The organism is Mesorhizobium sp. M0019, from assembly GCF_040323975.1.
In the GTDB taxonomy this organism is placed as follows: domain Bacteria; phylum Pseudomonadota; class Alphaproteobacteria; order Rhizobiales; family Rhizobiaceae; genus Mesorhizobium.
The window spans coordinates 90,142-111,544 of record NZ_JAMYVK010000004.1; the positions used below are offsets into that span (position 1 = coordinate 90,142).

Here is a 21,403-nt window from a genome sequence, read left to right on the forward strand (position 1 = left end):
ACATGCATTAGCCGCGCTTGAGCGGCTTGGCCTGCTTGAAAAAATCCGCCCAGGGATCGGCTTGCCCGAGCCGCTTCAGCGTCGTCTTGTCGCCGATCGGAAAGGCGTTCGGCGGCAATCCGGCCTCGATCTCCGCCCAGGTCACTGGCATCGATATCGTGGCGCCTTTTTTGGCGCGCGACGAATAAGGCGCAACCGTGGTGGCGCCGCGGCCGTTGCGCAGATAATCGACGAAAATCTTGCCCGTGCGCGCCTTCTTCGACAGCGTCGCCGTGTAGCGGTCGGGTGCGGCCTGTTCGAGCGCTCGGGCGAACTCATGGGCGAAGCCTTTGACCTCGTCCCAATCCGCCGACGGCTTCAGCGGCACGACGACATGATAGCCCTTGCCGCCCGAGGTCTTGACGAAATTCGGCAGGGACAGTTCGTCGAGCCGGCTGCGGATATCGAGCGCCGCGGCACGCACCGCCTTCACGTCGACACCCTCGTCGGGATCGAGATCGAAGATGATCTGGTCGGGTTTTTCCAGTTCGTCCGTGGTCGAGCCCCAGATGTGGATCTCGACGACGCCGAGCTGCACCAGGGCCACGACACCGTCGAAATCGCGGATGAACAGGATTTCCTCGCCGTCCGTCGGATCCTTCATCACGGCTATTTTTTCACTCATGCCCGCTGAGGCATGCTTCTGGAAAAAGCGTGGGCCGCCGACGCCGTCCGGCGCCCGCACCAAGCTGAGCGGCCGATTGACGATGAACTGCTTCATGCGCGGCCAGACAAGCGCATAATGATCGACCAGATCCTGCTTCGATACCTTCTCCTGCGGCCACAGAAGCTTGTCCGGGCGAGACAGCGTAACCGACGTTTTCGCCGTCCCGGCGGGTTTGGCGGGCTTTGCCTTGGGCTGCTCTGCCGGCGCTGAGTGTGCTTTCGGTTTCTCCTGCACGACTTCCTCCGCCGGCTTGTCCTCGCGCAATCCCTGGAACGACGCGTGGCGTATTATACGGTCCGACGTCCAACTGCGAAACTCCACTTCGCCGACAAGTTCGGGCTTGACCCAGACCAGCCCCTTGCCCCTTGGCACCGCCCTGTCGAAGGGCGAGGTTGTCGTCTTCAGCGCATCAAGCCTCTTCTTCAGCTCGTTGGTGCTTTTGGCCGTGAAGCCGGTGCCGACGCGGCCGGCATAGCGCAGCTTGCCGCCCTCGTGATAGCCGACCAGCAGCGAGCGCAGGCCGCGCCCGGTCTTGTCCGACGGCATATAGCCGCCGATGACGAATTCCTGGCGCGCCGTGCATTTCGACTTCACCCACGAGGGAACACGACCGCTGCGGTAGGGCGCATCGGCACGCTTGGAGACGACGCCTTCGAGCCCCAGCCGGCAAGCATGCTCCAGCATGATCTTGCCGGGCTCGGCAAAGTGGTCGCTGAAGCGCACGGCCTGATCCTCGGCCTGTCCGGCGAGCAAAGTGCGCAGCCTTTCCTTGCGCTCGACCAGCGGCTCGGAACGGATATCCTCACCGTTGAGACGCAACAGGTCGAAAACGTAGTAGATGAAACGATCCGTGCGGCCCGCCGACAGATCTTGCTGCAGCAGCGAGAAGGACGACACGCCGTTATCCGCCAGCACGACGATTTCGCCGTCGATGATCGCATCGGTGCATTTCAGGCCGCCAAGTGCCGCGACAATTGCGCCACCGAATTTGTCGGTCCAGTCGAGGCCGGCGCGTGTCAAAAGCCGCACCTCAGTGCCGGCAAGCTGCGCCTGCATGCGATAGCCGTCGAACTTCACCTCATGCAGCCAGTCCTTGCCGGGCGGCGCGTCCCGCTCCAGCGTTGCGAGCGCCGGTTCGATGAATTCGAGCCGCCTTGCCGCGACTGCCTTCTTGCCGGTAGCCGGCCTGTCGGACTGCCAGACCCTTGGCTTCTTGCCGTCGGCGGTCTTGCCTTCGCCGACCTCCTCGATGGTCAGGCCGGATTTCACCGATTGCGGCGCCTCCTGCAAAATGTCCTCGCCCGGACGCGCGGCGGCATCGTCGGATTTGATCAGCAACCAGTTGTCACGCTTTTCGCCCGGACGCGGCTTCAGCCGCACCAGATGCCATGCGCCATGCAATTTGTGGCCATGCAGTTCGAAACTGATATGGCCTTTCTTCATCGCCTTTGCCGGGTCGCCATCGGGGACCCAAGTTCCCTCATCCCAGACAATGACCGAGCCGCCGCCATATTGGTCCTTCGGGATGGTGCCTTCAAACGGCGCATAGTCGATCGGGTGGTCCTCGACATGCACGGCGAGCCGCTTTTCGTGCGGGTCGAGGCTCGGGCCTCGCGTCACCGCCCAGCTCCACAGCACGCCGCCGTGCTCGAGACGAAGGTCGTAGTGAAGCCTGGTGGCGGCATGCTTGTGGATGACGAAGATCCCACCCGGCACGGCTTTCTTGCCGCGCGAAACCTTGCCGGCTGGTTCGGCCGTCTTCTTGAAATTGCGCTTGGCGTGATACTGCTCGAGGCTGGCCATGGGCGGATCCTAAGCAGATTTGCGCCGGGCGGCTTTGGACTTGGCGCCTTTTGCCGGGCGTCCGGTCTTTGCCGGCGCACCGGCTTCCGACGAAAGGCTCTTCTTCAGCGCATCGAAGAGGTTGACGACGTTGGAGGGCCGTGGTTCCGCCTTGGTCTTCGGTGCCTTCTTGCCGGCCTTCTTGGCGCGGACCAGCTCGATCAGGGCGTTTTCGTATTTGTCCTCGAATTCGGAAGGATCGAACTTCGCCTGTTTCTCATCGACGATGTGTTCGGCCAGCCTGATCATCTCGGCGTCGGTCTTCACCGGCTTGATGTCGCCGAACACCATCTCGGGCCTGCGAACCGTATCGCCATAGCGCAGGGTCGTCAGCAGCAGACCCTTGCCCAACGGCTCAATGACCACCGGGCGTTCGCGGCGATAGAGCACAATGCGGGCTAGCCCCGCCGTCTTCTTGGCGGCCATGGCGTCGCGGATGACGGCGAAGGCCTCTTCCGAGACCTCGTCCGCAGGCGTCACATAATAGGGCGCATCGAGATAGATCTGCTGGATCGAGGATTTTTCGATGAAACCATCGAGGCTCATCGTATGCGAGGAGTCGATCTGCACGGCTTCGATCTCCTCCTCCTCGATTTGGACGAAGTCGCCGTCGCCGATCTCGTAGCCCTTGATCTCGTCGCCTTCATCGAGCGGCTTGCCGCTTGCCGAATCGACATAGACGCGCTTGACGGTATTGCCGGTCTTGCGGTTGAGCACGCGGAACGAGACTTTCTCGGCCTGGGTGACGACATTGGTCAGTTCGACGGCGCAAGTGACCAGCGAAAGCTTGAGATACCCTCTCCAGGCCGGGCGCGGCGCCATGACAAACTCCCTGCGCGACAATGTTCAACCGAGAACGGGCAAAGTCCGTTCCGGTTCCGGCGGCGCAAAAGGCAAGTCCGAGCTTTCAACCCAGCCTTGCCTTGTTCTCGCTCACTGCCCTACTCGGCGGCTTGCAGGTTGACCTTGCTTTCCGCTATTTCGGTAAGCTTGCGGTCGGTTGCCTGCTCCTCCTTGAGGTTGTTGGCCAACACATTGGCGCAGTCGCTGCGGCCCAGTTGCTTGGCCCAAGCAATCAGGGTGCCGTAACGGGTCATCTCATAATGCTCGACCGCCTGGGCGGAGGCGATCAGCGCAGCGTCGAGGACCTCCTTGTCGGCGATGTCGCCGCTGACGTCGTCGGCTTCTTCGAGAATGCCGTCGATGGCCGGGCAGTCGACCTGCTTGGCCTTCACGCCGTGCAGTTCGAACACCTGCTCGACACGCTGGATATGACCCTTGGTCTGAGCGAGATGTTTCTCAAAGCCCGCTTTCAGCTGCGGATCACTCGCCTTGTCGATCATCTTCGGCAGCGATTTCTCGATCTGTTTTTCAGCGTAATAGATGTCGCGCAGCGTGTGCACGAAGAGGTCGTCGAGGGTTTTGATATCCTTCGAAAAGAAACCCATGGCCTTTGCCTTTCCATTGCTCTTGCAGTTTCGGATTTTTTGGCTGCGGCCCACCCGAGCACCACAGTCTGCGAGGCCGGTTCGTCCCGGCACTGGGAAATCAACGTGCGGCTGACGGGCCGGTTCCTGGTTTTCCGGCCGCGTGCACGGAAATTTCGCGGTCCGGCAAAACCTGAAACAAAACCGCGCCTCTGCGACATTCAGGCGAAACATATGTGATGCAAAAGTCACACTGGACGAAATGCCGACGGACTGCATGGAAACACCGCGAATCAGCCGCATTCCAGCCATGAACAAAGGCATTTTCGACCAGAGATTAACATCGCGTTCACCGACTATTCACGCCTGGACGCTATGATCCCCGCAATTCGGAAGGGACATCCGAAACGGGACAGGGACCGAGTAAAATGAGCTTCTGGAATCAAATCGCCGGCTATGCCGCCGCCATCCGCGAATTCGTCGCGCCGACCTATCGGCCTGAGCGCTATTATATGCGCGGCCCAGGCCCCGCCTGCGCGCGCCGTGGCAACACGCTTGGGATCAGCGTGCGCTGATGATGAGCATGGAGAGCCGTCACGACAGCCGTATCTGCCGGCCCGACGCCGACAATCGGTCAACGACCTATCGCGCCGAGCGCCCTGCGCTGACCGACAGACGGCGTGCGACAACGCCAAGCCTCTAGCATTCCGGGCTTTGATCCAGCCGCCGGCAGGCCTAGTGTCGCCTGACACCAGCTGCCGGGCGTCACGTGATCGTCAAGCCGAACCATTCTCCTGAGCCGCCAGAATTCGAATCAAGTCGCCCGTTGATCGTGTTCGACGGTATTTGCGTGTTGTGCTCGGGCTTTGTGCGCATGGTGGTGAAGCTCGACCGCAAGGGCCGCTTCCATTTCGTAACGGCGCAGTCGCCCTTCGGCGAGATGCTGTTCAAGAAATACGGGCTGCGGACGGATCGCTACGAGACCAATCTCGTCATCGTCGATGGCGCGGCTTTCACCCGCCTGGACAGTTTCGTTGCCGTCATGGCCGAACTCGGCTGGCCGTGGCGGGCGGCGCGGATCCTGCTGCTGTTGCCGCGCCCGCTTCGCGACTGGCTCTACGACCGCATCGCAAAGAACCGCTACGCCCTGTTCGGCAAGAAGGACAATTGCGAAATCCCTTCCGCCGAGGTGAGGGCAAGATTGATCGGCTAGGTTCGTTGCCTTGGCCGGGAGCGGGAGGGGCATTTTGGGGGAACTGCGGATGAAGGTTCTTGTCGTCGGCGGCTATGGCACCTTTGGCGGTCGCACCGTCGAGCTTTTGGAGGGCGAGCCGCATCTGATCCTCTTTGTCGCCGGGCGCTCGCTCGCCAAGGCTGACGCGTATTGCAAGAAGAGCGCCCCGACAGCAGCCCAGCTGGTGCCGGCACTGTTCGACCGTGACGGCGATCTCGCCGCGCAACTCGCTGCATTTGAGCCTGATATTGTAGTCGACGCGAGTGGTCCGTTCCAGGCCTATGGCGAGGGACGCTATCGCCTGATCGAGGCCTGCATCGCCCGGCGCATCAACTATCTCGATCTAGCCGACGGCTCGGATTTCGTCGCCGGTGTCTCTGCGTTCGACGAGGCGGCGCGAAACGCCGGCGTCTTCGTGCTGTCCGGCGTCTCGAGCTTTCCGGTGCTGACGGCGGCGGTGGTGCGTCGCCTGTCTTCGGACCTGACGCGGGTCGACGGCATTCGCGGCGGCATCGCGCCTTCGCCCTTTGCCGGCGTCGGCGGGAACGTCATCCGGGCTATCGCCGGTTATGCCGGTCGGCCGGTGCGGCTTGTTCGCAATGGCCGTCCCGAACAAGGCCGTCCGTTTACCGAGCAGCTGCGCTACACTATCGCGCCGCCGGGCCGGCTGCCGCTTCGAAACGCGCTGTTTTCTCTGGTCGACGTTCCGGACCTGCGCGCCTTGGCCGCGCTTTGGCCGGAGGCGAGGACCATCTGGATGGGAGCCGGGCCGGTACCCGAGGTGCTGCACCGCGCCCTGATCGGCCTCGCCTGGCTGGGGCGCGCCGGATTGATCGGTTCGCTTTCGCCACTGGCGCCGCTGATGCATCAGGCAACGAACCGGCTGCGCTGGGGCGAGCATCGCGGCGGCATGTTCGTCGAGGTGGAGGGATCGGATCGGGCGGGCGCCATCGTCAAGCGCTCGTGGTATCTCTTGGCCGAGGGCAATGACGGGCCGCTGATCCCGTCGATGGCGGTCGAAGCACTGGCCCGCAAAGCGCTGGCCGGACATCAGCCCGCGCCGGGCGCACGGGCGGGGGTGCGCGATTTGGAGCTCCGGGATTATGAAGCCCTGTTCGCCGGGCGGACAATCTACACCGGCTTCAGGAACGGGGCGGCGGACGAGGACAAGCCGCTTTATGCCGAGCTGCTCGGTGCCGCCTGACAAGGCCTTCCCGAGGCAATTCGGTCAATGCATGACCGTACGATCACGGCCGCAGGCCGCGCGCGCGTCGAACGCGGGCGCAATGTTCTTGGCCGGCTAATGGCCTGGACGGTCGTCTTCCCCGGGGCAAGCGAGGACATCCCGGTTCATGTCCGCTTCGACACCGACAAGGACGGCGAGACCTGGACCCGGACATTCGGCAAGCACAGTTTTTCGAGCCTACAGTCCGCAGGCCGGGGTCGATCGCAGCGCTTGCTGTGCGAACGCTTCGGCCCGCTGACCTTCGCGATGGCGCTGGTTGCCGAAGACGGCCGGCTGGCGCTGGTCTTGCGCCGCTGGAGTTTTTTTGGCCTGCCGCTTCCGATGTGGCTCGGTCCACGCTCGACTTCCTACGAAACGGTGAAGGATGGCCGCTTCCGCTTCCATGTCGAGATCTCGCATCCGCTTGCCGGCATGATCGCCCGCTATCGCGGCTGGCTGGAGCCTTCCGGCCCGCACGGCTCCAGCGAGACCGCCTCGCCTGCCAGCTTGCCCAGCTCACGGCAGTCCTGAGCCGTGCACAGCGTCCAGCCTCCGCCGGTCGCACCGGACGCCGCGAGCACCAGGCGCAGCTGTGGCCCGATTTTGGGCGCATAGACCCACCAGCCGTCGCGCAGCGCCGAGCCTTGCGGCGGCTCCATCCCGGCGCCCGATCCCTTGATGCGGGCCTCGACCAGCTGCAGGCCGGACGGCAGCACCTTCCAGTCTTCCTGCCACTGGGTCTTCTCCACCGAATGCACCCAGGAGAGCGTGAAGGCAGCGACCGCGAGCGTCACCGTCTTGCCGGCCGCGACGATGCAGAGGCTCATGCTGAATTAGCCAGCGAAGCCTGCCGCGCGCGCCAGCAGTGCCAGCCGATCCAGGCAAGGGACAGCGCCCAGCCCGCCTCGTCGGTGAGCGGCAGCGCCGCAACCAGCAGCACGCCGGCGGCGAAGGCGACGAGGCGTTCCCACCACGCCATGCGCCGGGCGAGAAATCCGACGGCCGCGGCGCCCCACAGGACGATACCCATGCAGGCTTTGATGACGATATAGGCGACCTCGACGGGATAGCCGAACTGGGCGGCGATCGGGCCGGGGTCCTGCAGCATCAGCGCCGGGGTATAGACCGCCATGAACGGCACAACGAAGCCGGCAATGGCAAGCTTGGTGGCCTGGATGCCGATCTTGAGGCCGCTTTCCTTGGCCATGGGCGCGGCGGCGAAGGCGGCCAGCGCCACAGGCGGGGTGAGATCGGCCATGATGCCGAAATAGAAGACGAACATATGGCTGACCACCAACGGCACGCCGAGCGACAGCAGCGCTGGCCCGGCCAGCGACGAAGTGATGATGTAGTTGGGAATTGTCGGTATGCCCATGCCGAGCACCAAGCAGGTGAGCATGGTCAAAAGCAGCGACAGGAACAGATTGTTCTCGCCGATCGAGATGATCCAGCCGATGAAGGTCGAGGCGATGCCGGTAAGCGTCAACGTGCCGATGACGATGCCGACAATGGCGCAGGCAATGCCGACCGGCAGCGCGTTCTTCGCTCCTTCGGCAAGGGAATCCACGCATATGCGCAGCGTCTCGCGCCCGCCCTTGAAGGTGAGGCAGGCGGCGACCAGCACGGCGATGACCAGGCTGAGGATGTTGACGCCGAATTTCATGAAGGAAGCCGCGGCAAGCCCGAGCGCCAGCCAGAAGACGATGCGGAAGGCGAGCGGCCCGATCGATGCTGCCAGCGGCGTGCCGAGGATAAGCACAATGGTCAACGCCAGGCCCATGGTGCCGGCGAAGACCGGCGTATAGCCGGCAAACAGCAGGTAGATCAGCGCTGCCAGCGGCAGCACCAGCGGCCAGTGTTGTTTCACCGCATCCCACGGATTGGGCAGGTCGGCCTTGGCCATGCCGTGCAGGCCGGCCTTGCCAGCTTCCAGGTGCACCTGCCAGAAACAGGCGCCGAAATAGAGCAGCGCCGGAATGATCGCCGCCTTGACCACCGCGGCATAGGGGATGTTCAGGGTCTCGGCCATGATAAAGGCAACCGCTCCCATCACCGGCGGCATGATCTGGCCGCCCATCGACGAGGTCGCCTCGACGGCGCCAGCGAAAGCCGAGCGGAAACCGAAGCGTTTCATCAGCGGGATGGTGAACTGGCCGCTGGCCACCACATTGGCGACGCCGGAGCCGGAAATGGTGCCCATCAGCGCCGAGGACAGCACGCAGACTTGCGCCGGGCCGCCGCGCCATGAGCCGACCAGGCCAAGCGCAAAATCGTTGAACAGCGCGATCATGCCGGCGCGCTCAAGAAAGGCGGCGAAAACGACGAAGATGAAGATGTAGGCGGCCGAGACATAGATCGGCGTGCCGTAGATGCCTTCGGTGCCATAGGCGAAGGTGTCGACGAGCTGGGCGAAATCATAACCGCGATGGATGAACGGCGGCGGCAGATGATTGCCGGCAAATGCGTAGGCGAGAAAGATGAAGGCAATGACGGCGAGCGGCAGCCCCATTAACCGCCGCGCCGCCTCGAAGACCAGCACGACCAGCACCGCGCCGACGATCAGGTCAGGCGTGGTGAGAAAGCCGGAGCGGCGGATGAGGTCGGCATAGAACACCCAATTGTACAGACCGGTGGCGAAACCAAGCAGGCCGAGCGTCCAGAACACTGCTTTCGCCGGGACGCTTTTGGCGCGCAGATTGGCGATTAGGGCAAAGCCGAGCAGCAGCAGGAAGCCGACATGCATGGCGCGTATGACCTGGCTCGGCAGGCTGCCATAGGCGGCGATGTAGATTTGGAAGATGGAGAAGGCGATGGCGATAAAAAAAGCCGCCTTGCCGGCGATGCCTTCGCCGAAGCCAGGCGGCAATCCTTCGACAGGAGCTTCCGCTGTGGGGGAAAGAACGGTCGGGGTTACGGTCATTAGCGGGGTTCCTGGCGGGGCGGTCCCCTCCTCGAGGGGAGGGTGCCGAGCGAAGCGAGGCGGGTGAGGTCGGTGCGGCAGTGCGCGGCCTCAACCGACCCTACCCGTCCATTCGCCTTCGGCAGCTGTTCACCTTCTCCTCAAGGGGGAGGGATGGCTCCTTACTTCACCAATCCCTTTTCCTTGTAATACCTCTCGGCGCCTGGATGCAGCGGCACCGGCATGCCGTCGAGCGCCTTGGCCGGGTCGATCGCCTTGGCGGCGGCGTGGGCAGCGGTGAGCTGGTCGAGATGCTCGAACAGCAGTTTCGTCATCTGGTAGGCGGTCTCGTCGGAGACATCGGCGCTGGTGATCAGGAAATTGCCGACGGCGGCGGTCGCAACATCCTCGGTCTGGCCCTCGTAGGTGCCCTTGGGGATGACCACGGAAAGATAGGGCGAGCCGATCTTGGCGACGTCCTCCGCCGGCACGGCAACGACGTTTACCGGCACTGAGGTGGCGAGGTCACGGATCGACGCGACCCCAAGGCCAGCCGACTGCAGCGTGGCGTCGAGCTGGCGGTTCTTGATCAGCTCCACCGATTCGGCGAAGGGCAGATATTCGATCCGCCCGAGGTCTTCGTATTTCAGCCCGGCAGCGGCAAATATCGTGCGGGCGTTGAGCTCGGTGCCTGAGGCCGGCGCGCCGACCGAAAGGCTCTTGCCCTTGAGATCGGCGAGCGTCTTGATGCCGGATTCCTTGCTGGCGACGATCTGGATGTAATTGGGATAGATGGCGGCAATGCCGCGCAGCTTGTCGAGCTTGCCTGGGAAGCCTGCTTCGGTATTGCCTTCGGCGGCCAGCTTGACGGAATCGCCAAGCGCGAAAGCAATCTCGCCCTTGCCCTGCTGCAAGAGATTGAGGTTTTCGACCGACGCTTTCGTCGCCTGCACCTGGGTGCGCGCGCCTTCGATGCCCTTGCCGTAGATTTCCGACAGGGCGACGCCGAGCGGATAGTAGACGCCGGACGTGCCGCCGGTCAGCACGTTGATGAATTCCTGTGCCTTGACCGATACCGCGCCAAGGCCAAGCGACAGCGCCAGCACGCCGGCTGCAACAAATTTCGTCCTGAAATTGAGCATGCGATTTCCTCCCTGAAAATTCGCCGCCGTGCCCTCCTCGGCGGCACGAAGCGAAGCGAGTTTAGACAGCGGGCGGGAAATGCCAACCCGCAATAGCAGCGATTAGACGAACGGCTAAGCAGTGCCGCAACACGTTGGCGCTTGCGCGAGGTCGCATCGCGGCAGAAAGATTTTTCCAGCGCTTGTCGAAATCCGGCAGGGCCGCGCGACATAAGTCCGGCTCGCAACGATGCGGCCTTCGAGAAACGGGAGAAGACCATGCGATACATGCTTTTGATCTATGGAAACGAAGCGGGGATGGCAGCCGCGCCAGCAGATGCGGTGACACAGATGTCGAGCGCGTACGTCGCCTACACCGAAGCGTTGAAGAAATCCGGCGCCTGGCTCGCCGGCGACCGGCTGAAGCCGACGCAATCCGCTACCTCGGTGCGGATGGCCAATGGCAAGACCAACGTGCTCGACGGCCCCTATGCCGACACCAAGGAGCAGCTTGCCGGCTTCTATATGATCGAAGCGGAGGACGTCGACGCCGCCATTGCCTGGGCGGCGCGCTGCCCGGGCGCCAGCACCGGCACGGTAGAGGTGCGGCCGATCTGGGAACTCACCATGTGATGCCGGAATTGCCCGATACTGCGCGGGCGGCGGCGGAAGCGGCCGCCCGGCAAAGCTACGGCAAGCTGGTCGCCTATCTCGCCGCACGCACGCGCGACGTGGCCGCTGCAGAGGACGCATTGGCCGATGCCTTTGCAGCGGCGCTCGAGCGTTGGCCACAGGCGGGCGTGCCCGACAAGCCGGAAGCCTGGCTGCTGGCGGTGGCACGCAAGCGCCGCGTCGACGCGGTCAGACGGCGGCTGACACGCGAGGCGGGCCGCGACCACCTGAGACTGATCGCCGAGGAGATGGAGGCGCGCATGGCCGAGGAAGACCTGCCGGACGAGCGGCTCAGGCTCATGTTTGCCTGCGCCCATCCCGCGATTGAGGCCGGCGTGCGAGCACCGCTGATCCTGCAGACGGTCCTGGGCTTCGACGCAGCGACCATCGCCTCGGCTTTTCTTGTCTCGCCAGCCACGATGAGCCAGCGGCTGGTGCGCGCCAAGACGCGAATTCGCGAGACAGGCATTCCGTTCCGCGTGCCGGAGCGGGCCGAGCTCGGCGAGCGGCTGGGCACCGTTCTGGAAGCGATCTACGCGGCGTTTGCCGAAGGTTGGTCCGACCCGGCCGGCACCGAAACGCGGCGCCGCAATCTCGCGACCGAAGGCATCTGGCTCGGCCGTCTGATCGCCTCGCTGATGCCGGATGAGCCGGAAGCACTCGGCCTGCTGGCGCTGATGCTGTTCGCCGAGGCGCGGCGTGCAGCCCGGCGCAATGCGGCGGGTGACTATGTGCCGCTGGCCGAGCAGGATCTTGCATTGTGGGACGACACCCTGATCGATGAAGCGGAGGCGCTGCTCGGGCGCGCGGCCGCCGAGGGTGTTGTCGGCCGCTACCAGCTCGAGGCCGCCGTGCAATCCGCCCATACGACACGGCGGCTGACCGGTTGTACCGACTGGGTCGCGATCAAGGAGCTCTACGACGCGCTGTCGGTGATTGCCGGCTCGCCGGTGGTGTCGATCAACCGTGCGGTGGCGATTGCCGAGGCCGAAGGTGCTTCAGCAGGATTGGGCGCGCTTGATCAACTCAGCGGCGACAAGCGGCTGTATGACTATCAACCTTACTGGGCCGCCCGCGCGGGCCTGCTGGCCAGACTCGGCAAAGTTCCGCAAGCGAGCGAGGCCTATGACCGGGCTATCGGCCTCGAACGCGATCCGGCCGTGCGCCGGTTCCTGCAGGAACGACGGGCATGGCTCGGCCACGTGGAAAGACACTGAGACAAGGCGGAGTGCTTAGGCCGGCCACATGTCGTGGGAAGCATTCAGCCTCTTTATCACTCGATGTTCCCGCAAATTGGCCCACAGGCGTTCGATATTCGGCCAAGCGGTTGGAACCTTCGCGACCTCCGGATGCCAGGCCACCAACATGACGAGATAGATGTCGGCCAGCGAGAGCCGGTCGCCGGCCAGCCAGTCATGGCCTGCGAGGGCGGCATCGAGAATGGCGAAGCTGCGATCCATTTCCGAGACCGCCGCCCGTTTGACAGCGTCCACGCCGCGGGGATCGGTCGTGTAGCGATGAGCGTAGAAGAACCGCAGGTCAGCCGAATAGATGACGGAGGACATGAAAAACATCCAGCGCAGGAAGTCGGCACGGTCAGCCGAACTTGCTGCGGGCGCCAGTCCTGCTTCCGGGTGGCGCTCGGCCAGCAGGATGCAGATCGCCGCCGATTCGGTCATCGAGCGTCCGTCCGGCAAGATCAGGACCGGCACCTGGTTCAAGGGGCTGATATCTAAAAAGGCCTGGTCGGGTCGGCCCTTCGGAACGTCGATCTGGTCGAAAGGCACGCCCGCCAAAGCGAGCGCCGCCTCGATGACAAAGCCGCCGGTATTGGCACGCGTATAGAGCTTGTACATGAAGTCCTCCACCTGCCGGGCAGCGACGATTTGATACGGAAGGGACCCGCCGCTCAAGCGAACGACGCCCGCCACAGGTGGTTTTTCAGCGGTCCACGCCGACGCGTGATACAGAGTATTTGATGTCGGAGGGCATCGCGAAGGATCGCTACTGACCGGTCAAAAACGCTCGTGTCTAAGCGCCCAATCCCTCGAACAGGATCGTCGAGAGATAGCGCTCGGCGAAAGAGGGGATGACGACGACGAGGTTCTTGCCCTTGTTCTCGGCCCGCGAGCCGACGACGATCGCCGCTTGCAGGGCGGCCCCCGACGAGATGCCGACCGGCACACCTTCGAGCCGAGCGACGAGCCGTGCATTGGCAACCGAATCCTCGTTCGAGACCTTGACGATTTCGTCATAGATCGTCGTGTCGAGGATTTTTGGCGCGAAGCCGGCGCCAATGCCCTGGATCTTGTGCGGGCCTGGCTGGCCGCCCGACAGCACCGGCGAGGCTTCCGGTTCGACGGCGACGACATGCACCGAGGGCTTACGCTTCTTCAGCACCTGGCCGACGCCGGTGATGGTGCCGCCGGTCCCGATGCCGGCAACGAAGATATCGACTTCGCCATGGGTGTCGTTCCAGATTTCCTCGGCCGTGGTGCGGCGATGGATTTCCGGATTGGCCGGGTTTTCGAATTGCTGCGGAATGACAGCGTCGGGCAGCGTTGCCGCCAGCTCGTCCGCCTTGGCGATGGCGCCCTTCATGCCTTTCGGCCCTTCGGTCAGCACCAGTTCGGCACCGAGCAGAGCCAGCATCTTGCGGCGTTCGACGGACATGGTTTCCGGCATGGTCAGGATCAGCTTGTAGCCCTTGGCAGCGGCGGCAAAGGCGAGCGCGATGCCGGTATTGCCCGAGGTCGGCTCGATCAGGGTGGTCTTGCCGGGCGTAATCCTGCCCGAAGCCTCCAATGCCTCGATCATCGACACGCCGATGCGGTCCTTGACCGAGGCGATCGGGTTGAAGAATTCGAGCTTGGCCAGCAGATTGGCGACGACGCCCTTCTCCCTGGCGAATTTATCAAGCCGCACCAGCGGCGTGTCGCCGATCGTCTCGGTGATCGAATTGTAGATGCGGCCGCGGCCGGGCACGTGTGCGGGGGTGGCGGGCTTGTTCATTGATTTCCTCCCAGAGGTCAAGCGGCAAGAGTCGGGCGGGGCCTAGGATAGAGCCATCCGCCGCGCAAGATAGGCTGTCGATCGAAAAATATCCGAGTGAAGTTCGTGCTGAGTACCCCCGCCCTTGCAAGGCGTGGCAATCCTTGGGCGGATTGGCGAAGGAGATCTATTGGCGGGCGGCAATTGCCGCCGCCGCACCGACCATGAAGCCCGCGGCGGTGCGGTTGAGTGCCCTCAGCGCCCGCGGCGACTTCAGGAACCAGCGCGCCTTGGCCGCCAGCGCCAGATAGGGCACCAGCACGACGAGCAGGACGACGATGGTGAGCGCGACGAGGATGCCGTAATCGGCCAGCGTGATCGTCTTCAGATCGACGATGGTCGGGGTGATGGCAAGATAGAAGATCATCGTCTTCGGATTGCCGAGCGTGACGGCGAGGCCGGCTACAAAGCTGGATGCCAAGCCGCCCTTGCCTTTCTTCGCCTCCACCGTCTCCGGCGTGATGCCGCTCGTCCAGAAACGCCAGCCAAGAAAGGCGAGGTAGGCGACGCCCAGCCATTTGATGGCCAGGAAGACCATGCCGAAAGTTTGCGCGACGAAAGCCAGGCCGAGCACCACGGCAGTGAGATAGGTCAGGTCGCCGAGCATCAGCCCGAACGACATGGCCAGCCCAGCGCACGCGCAACGAGCGCGGTGACGCCGGGGCCGGGGATGGCCGCGGCGATGCCGAGGGCAGCACTATAGGCGAGAAACCCGGTGAGTGTCATGATTCGCGCTTGTCGCACAATGTTGAAGTTGGGTGAATTCCCTCGGCCCGGATTCGATTGCGCCAGCGCAGCTGGCGACCCCGCCGTTCAGGAGCGGCGGTCTTCGTAGGTAATGCGCCAGATGGTGCCGTTGCCGTCCTCGGTGACGATCAGCGAGCCGTCCTTGGCCATCGCGACACCGACCGGGCGGCCCCAGACGGCGTCGTTCGAGATGACGAAGCCGGTCATGAAGTCCTCATATTCGCCGGTCGGCTTGCCATCCCTGAATTTGAGCCTCACCACCTTGTAGCCGGTCCTGGCGCCACGGTTCCACGAACCATGCATGGCGACGAAGGCGTCACCCTGGTAATCCGCCGGGAAGTTCTTGCCGTCGTAGAAGGCTATATTCATCGGCGCCGAATGCGCCTGCATCAATACATCGGGGACAGTGGCCTTGCCGGCGAGGTCTGGCCGCTCGCCCTGATGGCGCGGATCCTCGTTATTGCCGATGTAGTACCAAGGCCAACCATAGAATCCGCCGTCCTTGACCGCTGTTGCAAATTCGAACGGCACATTGTCGCCGAGTTCGTCGCGCTCATTGACGACGCACCACAATGCGCCGGTGGAGGGCTGCACGGTCATGCCCGTACAGTTGCGCAGGCCGGTGGCGACAGTTCGGGGATTTTTCCCATCCGGGTCAAAGGCGAGCACATCGGCACGGCCGTCCTCGGAGCCCCAGGCCGCCCCGAGCGGCTTTGATTTGGCCCAGGCGTCGAGGCCGCTATCCGGCTCCTTGCCTATATCCTCGGCGACGTTCGAGGCGGAGCCAACCGACAAATAAAGCGTTTTGCCGTCCTGCGAGAAGGCGATGTCGCGGGTCGTGTGACCACCCGACGGGATTTGGGCGACAATGGTTTCTGGTTTGCCGGATGTCTTCAGGTCGCCATCGCGATAGGGGAAGCGGACGATGCTGTCGCTGTTCGCGACATAAACCCATTGCGGTTTGTCTCCTGGCGGATAGAAGGCGATGCCGTAGGGATAATTGAGCCCCTTGGCGAAGATCGCTTTCTCGATGGGCTTGGCGCTGCCCTCGGCGAGACGATAGACGCGTATTTGGTCGGCATGGCTGTTGGCAACAAACAGGTCGCCATTCGGAGCGACGCGCACGACACGTGGATTGACGATGCCGGATGCGATCATTTCAGCCGAAAAGCCCGACGGCAATTCTGGCTTGGCGCTCTCGGGCCGTTCCGCCACGCCGGCGCCGTTCGAAGCGGATTGGGCGGGGTCGGCTGCCGGCATGTCTCGCGGCCCAATCAGGCGTCTGACGCCAGGCCTGTCGGCGTGCCAATCGCCAAACGCGGCTTCGCCTTTGAGCACATTCTGGTCCGCCTGCTGGGCGGCTGCCGGTGTCGCAACAAGGAGGGCAGCGGCAACGGCCGCAAAGCCGCCAGATCGGATCATCAACGTCCTCCGGGATTCGCCTCGAACAGGGCAAACGGCATCAGGTATTGATCGTTCCAAGCGGCCGTCCAGCACACGAGGATTTGAAGCCGAACCCGTTCAGTTGCCCGAGGCGTAAAAGTCGTCGTCGAGGCGCTTTTCCAGCGCGACCAGATCGGCCGGCAGCGGCAAACCCATCGCCCGCATCTCTTGCAGCTTCTCGCGCAACTGCTCTTGCACCTCGTGCTGATCCTCTGGTTGGTTGATCATTTCTTCGAGCAGCAGACTGATCTGGGCCTTGAACGATTCCAGCGCCATTCTTTTCTCCTCCTTGCGGCAGGCCCGCGGCGGCTCCTAGCTCAGCATGCGCGAAATCAGCTGCGCGGTATAGTCGACCATCGGTACTATGCGCGCATAATTCAGCCGCGTCGGCCCGATGACGCCGAGCGCACCGACGACGCGCGCGTCCTTGTCGCGATAGGGTGCCACCACCAGCGAGGAGCCAGACAGCGAAAACAGCTTGTTTTCCGAACCGATGAATATGCGCACGCCTGGGCCTGCCTCGGCGAGGTCGAGAAGCTGGATCAGCCCATCCTGCGTCTCCAGATCCTCAAACAGATGCCGCAGCAATTCTATGTCGGCCTGGGCAGTGACGTTTTCCAGGAGATTGGCGCGGCCGCGCACGATAAGCCGCCCAGGCACGCCGCTTTCAGCGCCTGCCCAGACCGCCAGGCCCTTCTCGACCAGATCCTGCGACAGCGTGTCGAGGGCTGCCCTGGTCTCTTCCTTGAGGCGGGCGATCTCGACCCGCGCCTCGGCCAGGGTGCGACCGCGGATATGGGCGTTGAGGAAGTTGGAGGCTTCGTGCAATTGCGAGATGGTGATGCCGGCGGGCAGATCGATGACGCGATTTTCGACGTCGCCGTTCTGCGAGACCAGCACGGCCAGCGCCTTGGTCGGCTCTAGCTGGATGAATTCGATGTGCTTAAGCGCCACCTCATTCTTGGCGGCGAGCACGAGGCCGGCGCCGCGCGACATGCCGGACAGCATCTGGCTGGCCTCGGTCAGCATATGCTCCAGCGTCGCGCCCGAGCCGGAGGCGCGCACCTGGGCCTCGATGGTGCGGCGCTCCTCGTCGGAGAGGTCACCAAGTTCCATGAAAGCATCGACGAAGAAGCGCAGGCCTGCCTGGGTCGGCAGCCGGCCAGCCGAAATGTGCGGCGCATAGATCAGGCCGAGATGCTCAAGGTCGCTCATCACGTTGCGGATGGTGGCCGGCGACAGCGACGACGGCAGGATGCGCGACAGGCTGCGCGAACCGACCGGCTCGCCATCCCTCAAATAGGAATCGACGATGCGCCGGAAGATGTCGCGCGAACGCATGTCGAGCGATTGAAGCGCGGGCGATTGCAGCGCGTGCGACGGGAGCACGTGCGACTGCAAACCGGGATCGACTGCCTTTGTCATTTCGAGCCAAAAACCTCCGCCCCGAAGATATAGACTTCCGCGGTGTCGGCGCAACCGGTCCATTTTCCTTTGCGCCTCACGCCCCGTGCGGCTACAAGCCGGCCAAGATTCCCCGGCCAAGATTCCGAAGAAAGAAAGAAGCCTGAATGCGCCCTTCCAAACGCCAATTCGACGAAATGCGCCCCATCTCCTTCGAGCGCGGCGTCTCCAAGCATGCGGAAGGCTCGTGCCTGGTGAAGTTCGGCGACACGCATGTGCTGTGTACGGCCAGCCTGGAGGAAAAGGTGCCGGGCTGGATGCGCAACTCCGGCAAGGGCTGGGTGACGGCGGAATACGGCATGCTGCCGCGTTCGACCGGCGAGCGCATGCGCCGCGAGGCTTCGGCCGGCAAACAAGGCGGCCGCACGCTGGAAATCCAGCGGCTGATCGGCCGCTCCCTGCGCGCCGTGGTCGATCTGCAGGCGCTCGGCGAGCAGCAGATCACCGTCGACTGCGACGTGATCCAGGCCGACGGCGGCACGCGCACCGCTTCGATCACCGGCGGCTGGGTGGCGCTCTACGACTGCCTGCGCTGGATGGAAACCCGCCAGATGGCGAGCCTGGGCAAGGTGCTGAAGGATCACGTTGCGGCGATCTCCTGCGGCATCCATGATGGCCAGCCGGTCATCGACCTCGACTATATCGAGGATTCCTCGGCCGGCACCGACGCCAATTTCGTCATGACCGGCAAGGGCGGCATCGTCGAGATCCAAGGCACGGCCGAGGGCGAGCCGTTCTCGGAAGAGCAGTTCGCGGCGCTGATGGGGCTCGCCAAGAAAGGTATTCAGCGCCTGGTCAGCTTGCAGCAAATGGCGGTGGCTTAGCTGCGGTCAATATTGATGAGATTGGCGATCCTGTGACCCCTTCTGCAATCCTGGAATCAGCACTCTACGTGACGGACCTTGCTGCCGCGGAACGGTTCTATTCGGGCGTGCTCGGGCTCGATCTGCTCGGCAAGGTCGATGGCAGGCATCTCTTCTTCCGCTGCGGCGACAGCGTGCTGCTTATGTTCAATGCCGAGGCGACCAAAGTGCCGCCGCCGGCCGACGCCAAGCTCAAAGTACCGCCGCATGGCGCGGTCGGCCAGGGCCATCTTTGCTTCGCCGCAAGCGCGGATGAAATCCCACGCTGGAAAGCGCATCTTGAGGCGAAGAAAATTGCCATCGAAAGCGAGTTCGAATGGCCGCAGGGCGGCCGCTCGATCTATATTCGCGACCCGTCGGGCAATTCGATCGAATTCGCCGAGCCAAGAATCTGGGGCATCTGATGCATTCGCCAACTGTCCATTCGCTTGACGGGCATAAGATCGTCGTCGCCAGCCATAATGCCGGTAAATTGCGGGAATTCGCCGATCTGATGGCGCCATTCGGCATAGAAGCGAAGTCCGCAAAGAAATACGGCTTGCCGGAGCCGGACGAGACCGGCACCACTTTCGAGCAGAACGCCCTCATAAAAGCCTTGGCCGCCGCCAAGGCCACTGGACTGCCGGCGCTGTCGGACGATTCCGGCCTGTGTGTCGATGCGCTCGACGGCGCACCCGGCGTCTACACCGCCAACTGGGCTGAGACGCCGGACGGCTCCCGCGACTTCGGCATGGCCATGCAGCGCACGGAAGTGGCCTTGCAAGAAGTTGGCGCGATCACGCCTGCCCAGCGCAAGGGCCGCTTTGTCGCGGTCATCTGCCTGGCCTTTCCCGATGGCCAGGCGGAATATTTTCGCGGTGAGGTCGAGGGCACGCTGGTATGGCCACCGCGCGGCGAGCTCGGCTTCGGCTACGATCCGGTGTTCTTGCCCAACGGGTTCGAAAAGACCTTCGGCGAGATGAGCGCGAAGGAAAAGCATGGCTGGAAGCCCGGCCAGCCAACCACATTGTCGCACCGTGCCCGCGCCTTCCAGAAATTCGCGCAAGCCCGATTGGCTGGCGTATGACCATGCTGCTCGACCGCAGGCCTGGTTTCGGCGTCTACGTCCACTGGCCGTTCTGCGCGGCCAAATGCCCGTATTGCGACTTCAACAGCCATGTCCGCCACCAGCCGGTCGACCAGGAGCGTTTTGCCCGCGCCTTCGAGACCGAGCTGGCGACGATGCGCGGCCGCACCGGACCGCGCGAGGTGACCAGCATCTTTCTTGGCGGCGGCACGCCATCGCTGATGAAGCCGCAGACCGTGGCGGCGGTGCTGGATGCAGTGGCGAAGAACTGGACGGTGCCTGATGGCATCGAGGTGACGCTGGAGGCCAATCCTTCCTCGGTCGAGGCCGAGCGCTTTCGCGGCTATCGCGCGGCCGGCGTCAACCGGGTATCGCTTGGCGTGCAGGCGCTGCACGACAAGGATCTGCGCTTCCTCGGCCGTTTGCACAATGTCGATGAGGCCCTGCATGCGATCGGCCTGGCGCGCGAGATATTCCCACGGCTGTCGTTCGACCTGATCTACGCGCGGCCGGGCCAGACGCTTAAAGCGTGGCAGACGGAGCTCGAGCAGGCGATCGGCCACGCCGCAGACCATCTGTCGCTCTATCAGCTGACCATCGAGGAAGGCACGCCGTTCCATGCACTGCATGCGGCAAGGAAATTCATCATTCCAGACAATGAGCTTGCCGCCGATCTCTACGCGTTGACACAGGAGATCACCACCGCGCGCGGACTGCCGGCCTACGAGATTTCCAACCACGCCAGGCCCGGCGCCGAAAGCCGGCACAATCTCACCTATTGGCGTTATGGCGAATATGTCGGCGTCGGTCCCGGCGCGCATGGCCGGTTCGTCGAAAATGGCCGCCGCGTGGTGACGATCGCCGAGAAAATGCCGGAGACCTGGGCCAATCTGGTCGAGGCCAAGGGTCATGGCGTTACCGGCGGCGAGGTCCTGACGCGGTCGGAAGAGGCCGACGAGTTCCTGCTGATGGGGCTGAGGCTGGCGGAAGGCATCGACCTTTCCCGCTACGAGGCATTTTCAGGGCGCGGCCTGTCGACGGCACGGCTGTCGGTGCTGCAGGACGAAGGCCTGGTGGCGCCGATCGGCAATGCCCGCCTGCGCGCCACGCCGGCCGGCATGATCGTGCTCGATGCGGTCGTGGCGGATTTGGCCAGATAGCACGTTGAAGAACGTTCTCTTCATCTGCAGCCAGAATCGCTTGCGCAGCCCGACGGCGGAGCAGGTGTTTTCCAAGCGGCGGGACATCGAGGTCGCTTCGGCCGGCACTAATCACGATGCCGACATACCGTTGACGCATGAACTCGTCGCCTGGGCCGACATCATCTTCGTGATGGAAAAAACGCACCGCGCCAAACTGCAGCAGAAATTCAAGACAAGCCTGAAAAAGGCTCGAGTAATCTGCCTCGATATTCCCGACGACTATGCATTCATGGACCCGGCTCTGGTGGGCCTGCTGGAGGCGCGTGTCTCGAAGTATCTGGGTTGAATGATACATCGCGGAGCATTCGCAACCGCGCTTCGAGAACTGTCTCGACCGATCGCTAAGGTTTGCGGGGTCAAGCCTCGTGCTTGTGGCGGTGTTTGGCGCGATCTTTTTCGCTGGTCTCTCCGGAACGGGCCGGCTTGATCTCGCTTTTGTCG

At 63.5% G+C, this 21,403-nt stretch carries 22 protein-coding genes and 1 pseudogene; 11 read left to right on the top strand and 12 right to left on the bottom strand.

Annotation, left to right across the window (positions count from 1 at the left end; all coding sequences use genetic code 11):
• Window positions 1-7 precede the first annotated feature (7 nt).
• From ligD to NKK47_RS04905, 3 genes are all read right to left on the bottom strand, one after another.
• Complete coding sequence (ligD, locus tag NKK47_RS04895) at window positions 8-2,509, bottom strand: DNA ligase D (protein ID WP_352575321.1); 2,502 nt, start codon at window positions 2,507-2,509, stop codon at window positions 8-10.
• Between the two features lie 9 nt (window positions 2,510-2,518).
• Window positions 2,519-3,370: a non-homologous end joining protein Ku gene (ku, locus tag NKK47_RS04900; RefSeq protein ID WP_352575323.1), complete on the bottom strand. Its 852-nt coding sequence runs from the start codon at window positions 3,368-3,370 to the stop codon at window positions 2,519-2,521.
• Between the two features lie 119 nt (window positions 3,371-3,489).
• Window positions 3,490-3,996: a YciE/YciF ferroxidase family protein gene (locus NKK47_RS04905; protein WP_352473615.1), complete on the bottom strand. Its 507-nt coding sequence runs from the start codon at window positions 3,994-3,996 to the stop codon at window positions 3,490-3,492.
• Window positions 3,997-4,403: 407 nt separating this feature from the next.
• Between NKK47_RS04905 and NKK47_RS04910 the strand changes: the two genes are divergently transcribed.
• The 4 genes from NKK47_RS04910 (at window position 4,404) to NKK47_RS04925 (ending at window position 6,965) form a co-directional block, all read left to right on the top strand.
• Entirely contained in the window at window positions 4,404-4,550 is a 147-nt protein-coding gene (locus NKK47_RS04910) for a hypothetical protein (RefSeq protein WP_023678994.1), read from the top strand.
• A 257-nt stretch (window positions 4,551-4,807) separates the two neighbouring features.
• Window positions 4,808-5,188 carry a thiol-disulfide oxidoreductase DCC family protein gene (locus NKK47_RS04915; protein WP_245274773.1) on the top strand — a complete coding sequence of 127 codons (381 nt, stop codon included), beginning with the start codon at window positions 4,808-4,810 and terminating at the stop codon, window positions 5,186-5,188.
• Window positions 5,189-5,237: 49 nt separating this feature from the next.
• Window positions 5,238-6,413, top strand: coding sequence for a saccharopine dehydrogenase family protein (locus NKK47_RS04920; RefSeq protein ID WP_352575325.1), 1,176 nt, complete (start codon window positions 5,238-5,240; stop codon window positions 6,411-6,413).
• Window positions 6,414-6,440: 27 nt separating this feature from the next.
• On the top strand, window positions 6,441-6,965 hold the full coding sequence (locus NKK47_RS04925; RefSeq protein ID WP_352575327.1) for a DUF4166 domain-containing protein: 525 nt from the start codon (window positions 6,441-6,443) through the stop codon (window positions 6,963-6,965).
• Here NKK47_RS04925 and NKK47_RS04930 read toward each other — a convergent pair.
• From NKK47_RS04930 to NKK47_RS04940, 3 genes are all read right to left on the bottom strand, one after another.
• Window positions 6,878-7,261: a DUF1850 domain-containing protein gene (locus NKK47_RS04930; RefSeq protein WP_352575329.1), complete on the bottom strand. Its 384-nt coding sequence runs from the start codon at window positions 7,259-7,261 to the stop codon at window positions 6,878-6,880. The two genes, NKK47_RS04925 and NKK47_RS04930, sit on opposite strands and share 88 nt — an antisense overlap.
• On the bottom strand, window positions 7,258-9,354 hold the full coding sequence (locus NKK47_RS04935; protein ID WP_352575331.1) for a TRAP transporter permease: 2,097 nt from the start codon (window positions 9,352-9,354) through the stop codon (window positions 7,258-7,260). The genes NKK47_RS04930 and NKK47_RS04935 overlap by 4 nt, the downstream gene beginning before the upstream one ends.
• 161 nt (window positions 9,355-9,515) lie before the next feature.
• Window positions 9,516-10,475 carry a TAXI family TRAP transporter solute-binding subunit gene (locus NKK47_RS04940; protein ID WP_352575333.1) on the bottom strand — a complete coding sequence of 320 codons (960 nt, stop codon included), beginning with the start codon at window positions 10,473-10,475 and terminating at the stop codon, window positions 9,516-9,518.
• Window positions 10,476-10,733: 258 nt separating this feature from the next.
• Between NKK47_RS04940 and NKK47_RS04945 the strand changes: the two genes are divergently transcribed.
• Complete coding sequence (locus tag NKK47_RS04945; protein WP_023718846.1) at window positions 10,734-11,087, top strand: YciI family protein; 354 nt, start codon at window positions 10,734-10,736, stop codon at window positions 11,085-11,087.
• Complete coding sequence (locus tag NKK47_RS04950; protein WP_352575335.1) at window positions 11,087-12,343, top strand: RNA polymerase sigma factor; 1,257 nt, start codon at window positions 11,087-11,089, stop codon at window positions 12,341-12,343. Before NKK47_RS04945 ends, NKK47_RS04950 begins: the two co-directional genes overlap by 1 nt.
• 15 nt (window positions 12,344-12,358) lie before the next feature.
• Here NKK47_RS04950 and NKK47_RS04955 read toward each other — a convergent pair whose 3' ends face one another.
• The 6 genes and pseudogenes from NKK47_RS04955 to hrcA form a co-directional block, all read right to left on the bottom strand.
• Window positions 12,359-12,982, bottom strand: a complete 624-nt coding sequence (locus NKK47_RS04955; RefSeq protein WP_352575452.1) for a glutathione S-transferase family protein — start codon at window positions 12,980-12,982, stop codon at window positions 12,359-12,361.
• Between the two features lie 175 nt (window positions 12,983-13,157).
• Complete coding sequence (gene cysK / locus NKK47_RS04960; RefSeq protein ID WP_023678986.1) at window positions 13,158-14,138, bottom strand: cysteine synthase A; 981 nt, start codon at window positions 14,136-14,138, stop codon at window positions 13,158-13,160.
• 166 nt (window positions 14,139-14,304) lie between these two features.
• Window positions 14,305-14,903 (bottom strand): annotated as a pseudogene (locus NKK47_RS04965) (LysE family translocator).
• A gap of 87 nt (window positions 14,904-14,990) precedes the next feature.
• Window positions 14,991-16,346: a PQQ-dependent sugar dehydrogenase gene (locus tag NKK47_RS04970; protein ID WP_352575336.1), complete on the bottom strand. Its 1,356-nt coding sequence runs from the start codon at window positions 16,344-16,346 to the stop codon at window positions 14,991-14,993.
• A gap of 99 nt (window positions 16,347-16,445) precedes the next feature.
• Window positions 16,446-16,643 (bottom strand): hypothetical protein, encoded by a 198-nt coding sequence (locus tag NKK47_RS04975; RefSeq protein ID WP_023678983.1) that lies wholly within the window; start codon window positions 16,641-16,643, stop codon window positions 16,446-16,448.
• Window positions 16,644-16,679: 36 nt separating this feature from the next.
• On the bottom strand, window positions 16,680-17,792 hold the full coding sequence (gene hrcA / locus NKK47_RS04980) for a heat-inducible transcriptional repressor HrcA (RefSeq protein WP_502904973.1): 1,113 nt from the start codon (window positions 17,790-17,792) through the stop codon (window positions 16,680-16,682).
• Between the two features lie 146 nt (window positions 17,793-17,938).
• On the opposite strand from hrcA, the gene rph reads away from it, so the two are divergent.
• The 5 genes from rph to NKK47_RS05005 are packed head-to-tail and all read left to right on the top strand — an operon-like array spanning window position 17,939 to window position 21,248.
• Window positions 17,939-18,655, top strand: a complete 717-nt coding sequence (gene rph / locus NKK47_RS04985) for a ribonuclease PH (RefSeq protein ID WP_023678981.1) — start codon at window positions 17,939-17,941, stop codon at window positions 18,653-18,655.
• Between the two features lie 32 nt (window positions 18,656-18,687).
• Window positions 18,688-19,098: a VOC family protein gene (locus NKK47_RS04990; RefSeq protein WP_023678980.1), complete on the top strand. Its 411-nt coding sequence runs from the start codon at window positions 18,688-18,690 to the stop codon at window positions 19,096-19,098.
• Window positions 19,098-19,760 carry an RdgB/HAM1 family non-canonical purine NTP pyrophosphatase gene (gene rdgB / locus NKK47_RS04995; RefSeq protein ID WP_352575338.1) on the top strand — a complete coding sequence of 221 codons (663 nt, stop codon included), beginning with the start codon at window positions 19,098-19,100 and terminating at the stop codon, window positions 19,758-19,760. Before NKK47_RS04990 ends, rdgB begins: the two co-directional genes overlap by 1 nt.
• Window positions 19,757-20,920, top strand: a complete 1,164-nt coding sequence (gene hemW / locus NKK47_RS05000) for a radical SAM family heme chaperone HemW (protein ID WP_352575340.1) — start codon at window positions 19,757-19,759, stop codon at window positions 20,918-20,920. The genes rdgB and hemW overlap by 4 nt, the downstream gene beginning before the upstream one ends.
• A 4-nt stretch (window positions 20,921-20,924) precedes the next feature.
• A complete protein-coding gene (locus NKK47_RS05005) occupies window positions 20,925-21,248 on the top strand; it encodes a low molecular weight protein tyrosine phosphatase family protein (RefSeq protein ID WP_023678977.1) in 324 nt (107 codons plus the stop codon).
• Window positions 21,249-21,403: the final 155 nt, after the last annotated feature.

Excerpts from the sequence above, each read along its gene's own strand:
- ligD (WP_352575321.1), bottom strand. The coding sequence starts at position 2,509 with ATGGCCAGCCTCGAGCAGTATCACGCCAAGCGCAATTTCAAGAAGACG.
- ku (WP_352575323.1), bottom strand. The coding sequence starts at position 3,370 with ATGGCGCCGCGCCCGGCCTGGAGAGGGTATCTCAAGCTTTCGCTGGTC.
- NKK47_RS04905 (WP_352473615.1), bottom strand. The coding sequence starts at position 3,996 with ATGGGTTTCTTTTCGAAGGATATCAAAACCCTCGACGACCTCTTCGTG.
- NKK47_RS04910 (WP_023678994.1), top strand. The coding sequence starts at position 4,404 with ATGAGCTTCTGGAATCAAATCGCCGGCTATGCCGCCGCCATCCGCGAA.
- NKK47_RS04920 (WP_352575325.1), top strand. The coding sequence starts at position 5,238 with ATGAAGGTTCTTGTCGTCGGCGGCTATGGCACCTTTGGCGGTCGCACC.
- NKK47_RS04925 (WP_352575327.1), top strand. The coding sequence starts at position 6,441 with ATGCATGACCGTACGATCACGGCCGCAGGCCGCGCGCGCGTCGAACGC.
- NKK47_RS04930 (WP_352575329.1), bottom strand. The coding sequence starts at position 7,261 with ATGAGCCTCTGCATCGTCGCGGCCGGCAAGACGGTGACGCTCGCGGTC.
- NKK47_RS04935 (WP_352575331.1), bottom strand. The coding sequence starts at position 9,354 with ATGACCGTAACCCCGACCGTTCTTTCCCCCACAGCGGAAGCTCCTGTC.
- NKK47_RS04940 (WP_352575333.1), bottom strand. The coding sequence starts at position 10,475 with ATGCTCAATTTCAGGACGAAATTTGTTGCAGCCGGCGTGCTGGCGCTG.
- NKK47_RS04945 (WP_023718846.1), top strand. The coding sequence starts at position 10,734 with ATGCGATACATGCTTTTGATCTATGGAAACGAAGCGGGGATGGCAGCC.
- NKK47_RS04950 (WP_352575335.1), top strand. The coding sequence starts at position 11,087 with ATGCCGGAATTGCCCGATACTGCGCGGGCGGCGGCGGAAGCGGCCGCC.
- NKK47_RS04955 (WP_352575452.1), bottom strand. The coding sequence starts at position 12,982 with ATGTACAAGCTCTATACGCGTGCCAATACCGGCGGCTTTGTCATCGAG.
- cysK (WP_023678986.1), bottom strand. The coding sequence starts at position 14,138 with ATGAACAAGCCCGCCACCCCCGCACACGTGCCCGGCCGCGGCCGCATC.
- NKK47_RS04970 (WP_352575336.1), bottom strand. The coding sequence starts at position 16,346 with ATGATCCGATCTGGCGGCTTTGCGGCCGTTGCCGCTGCCCTCCTTGTT.
- NKK47_RS04975 (WP_023678983.1), bottom strand. The coding sequence starts at position 16,643 with ATGGCGCTGGAATCGTTCAAGGCCCAGATCAGTCTGCTGCTCGAAGAA.
- hrcA (WP_502904973.1), bottom strand. The coding sequence starts at position 17,792 with ATGACAAAGGCAGTCGATCCCGGTTTGCAGTCGCACGTGCTCCCGTCG.
- rph (WP_023678981.1), top strand. The coding sequence starts at position 17,939 with ATGCGCCCTTCCAAACGCCAATTCGACGAAATGCGCCCCATCTCCTTC.
- rdgB (WP_352575338.1), top strand. The coding sequence starts at position 19,098 with ATGCATTCGCCAACTGTCCATTCGCTTGACGGGCATAAGATCGTCGTC.
- hemW (WP_352575340.1), top strand. The coding sequence starts at position 19,757 with ATGACCATGCTGCTCGACCGCAGGCCTGGTTTCGGCGTCTACGTCCAC.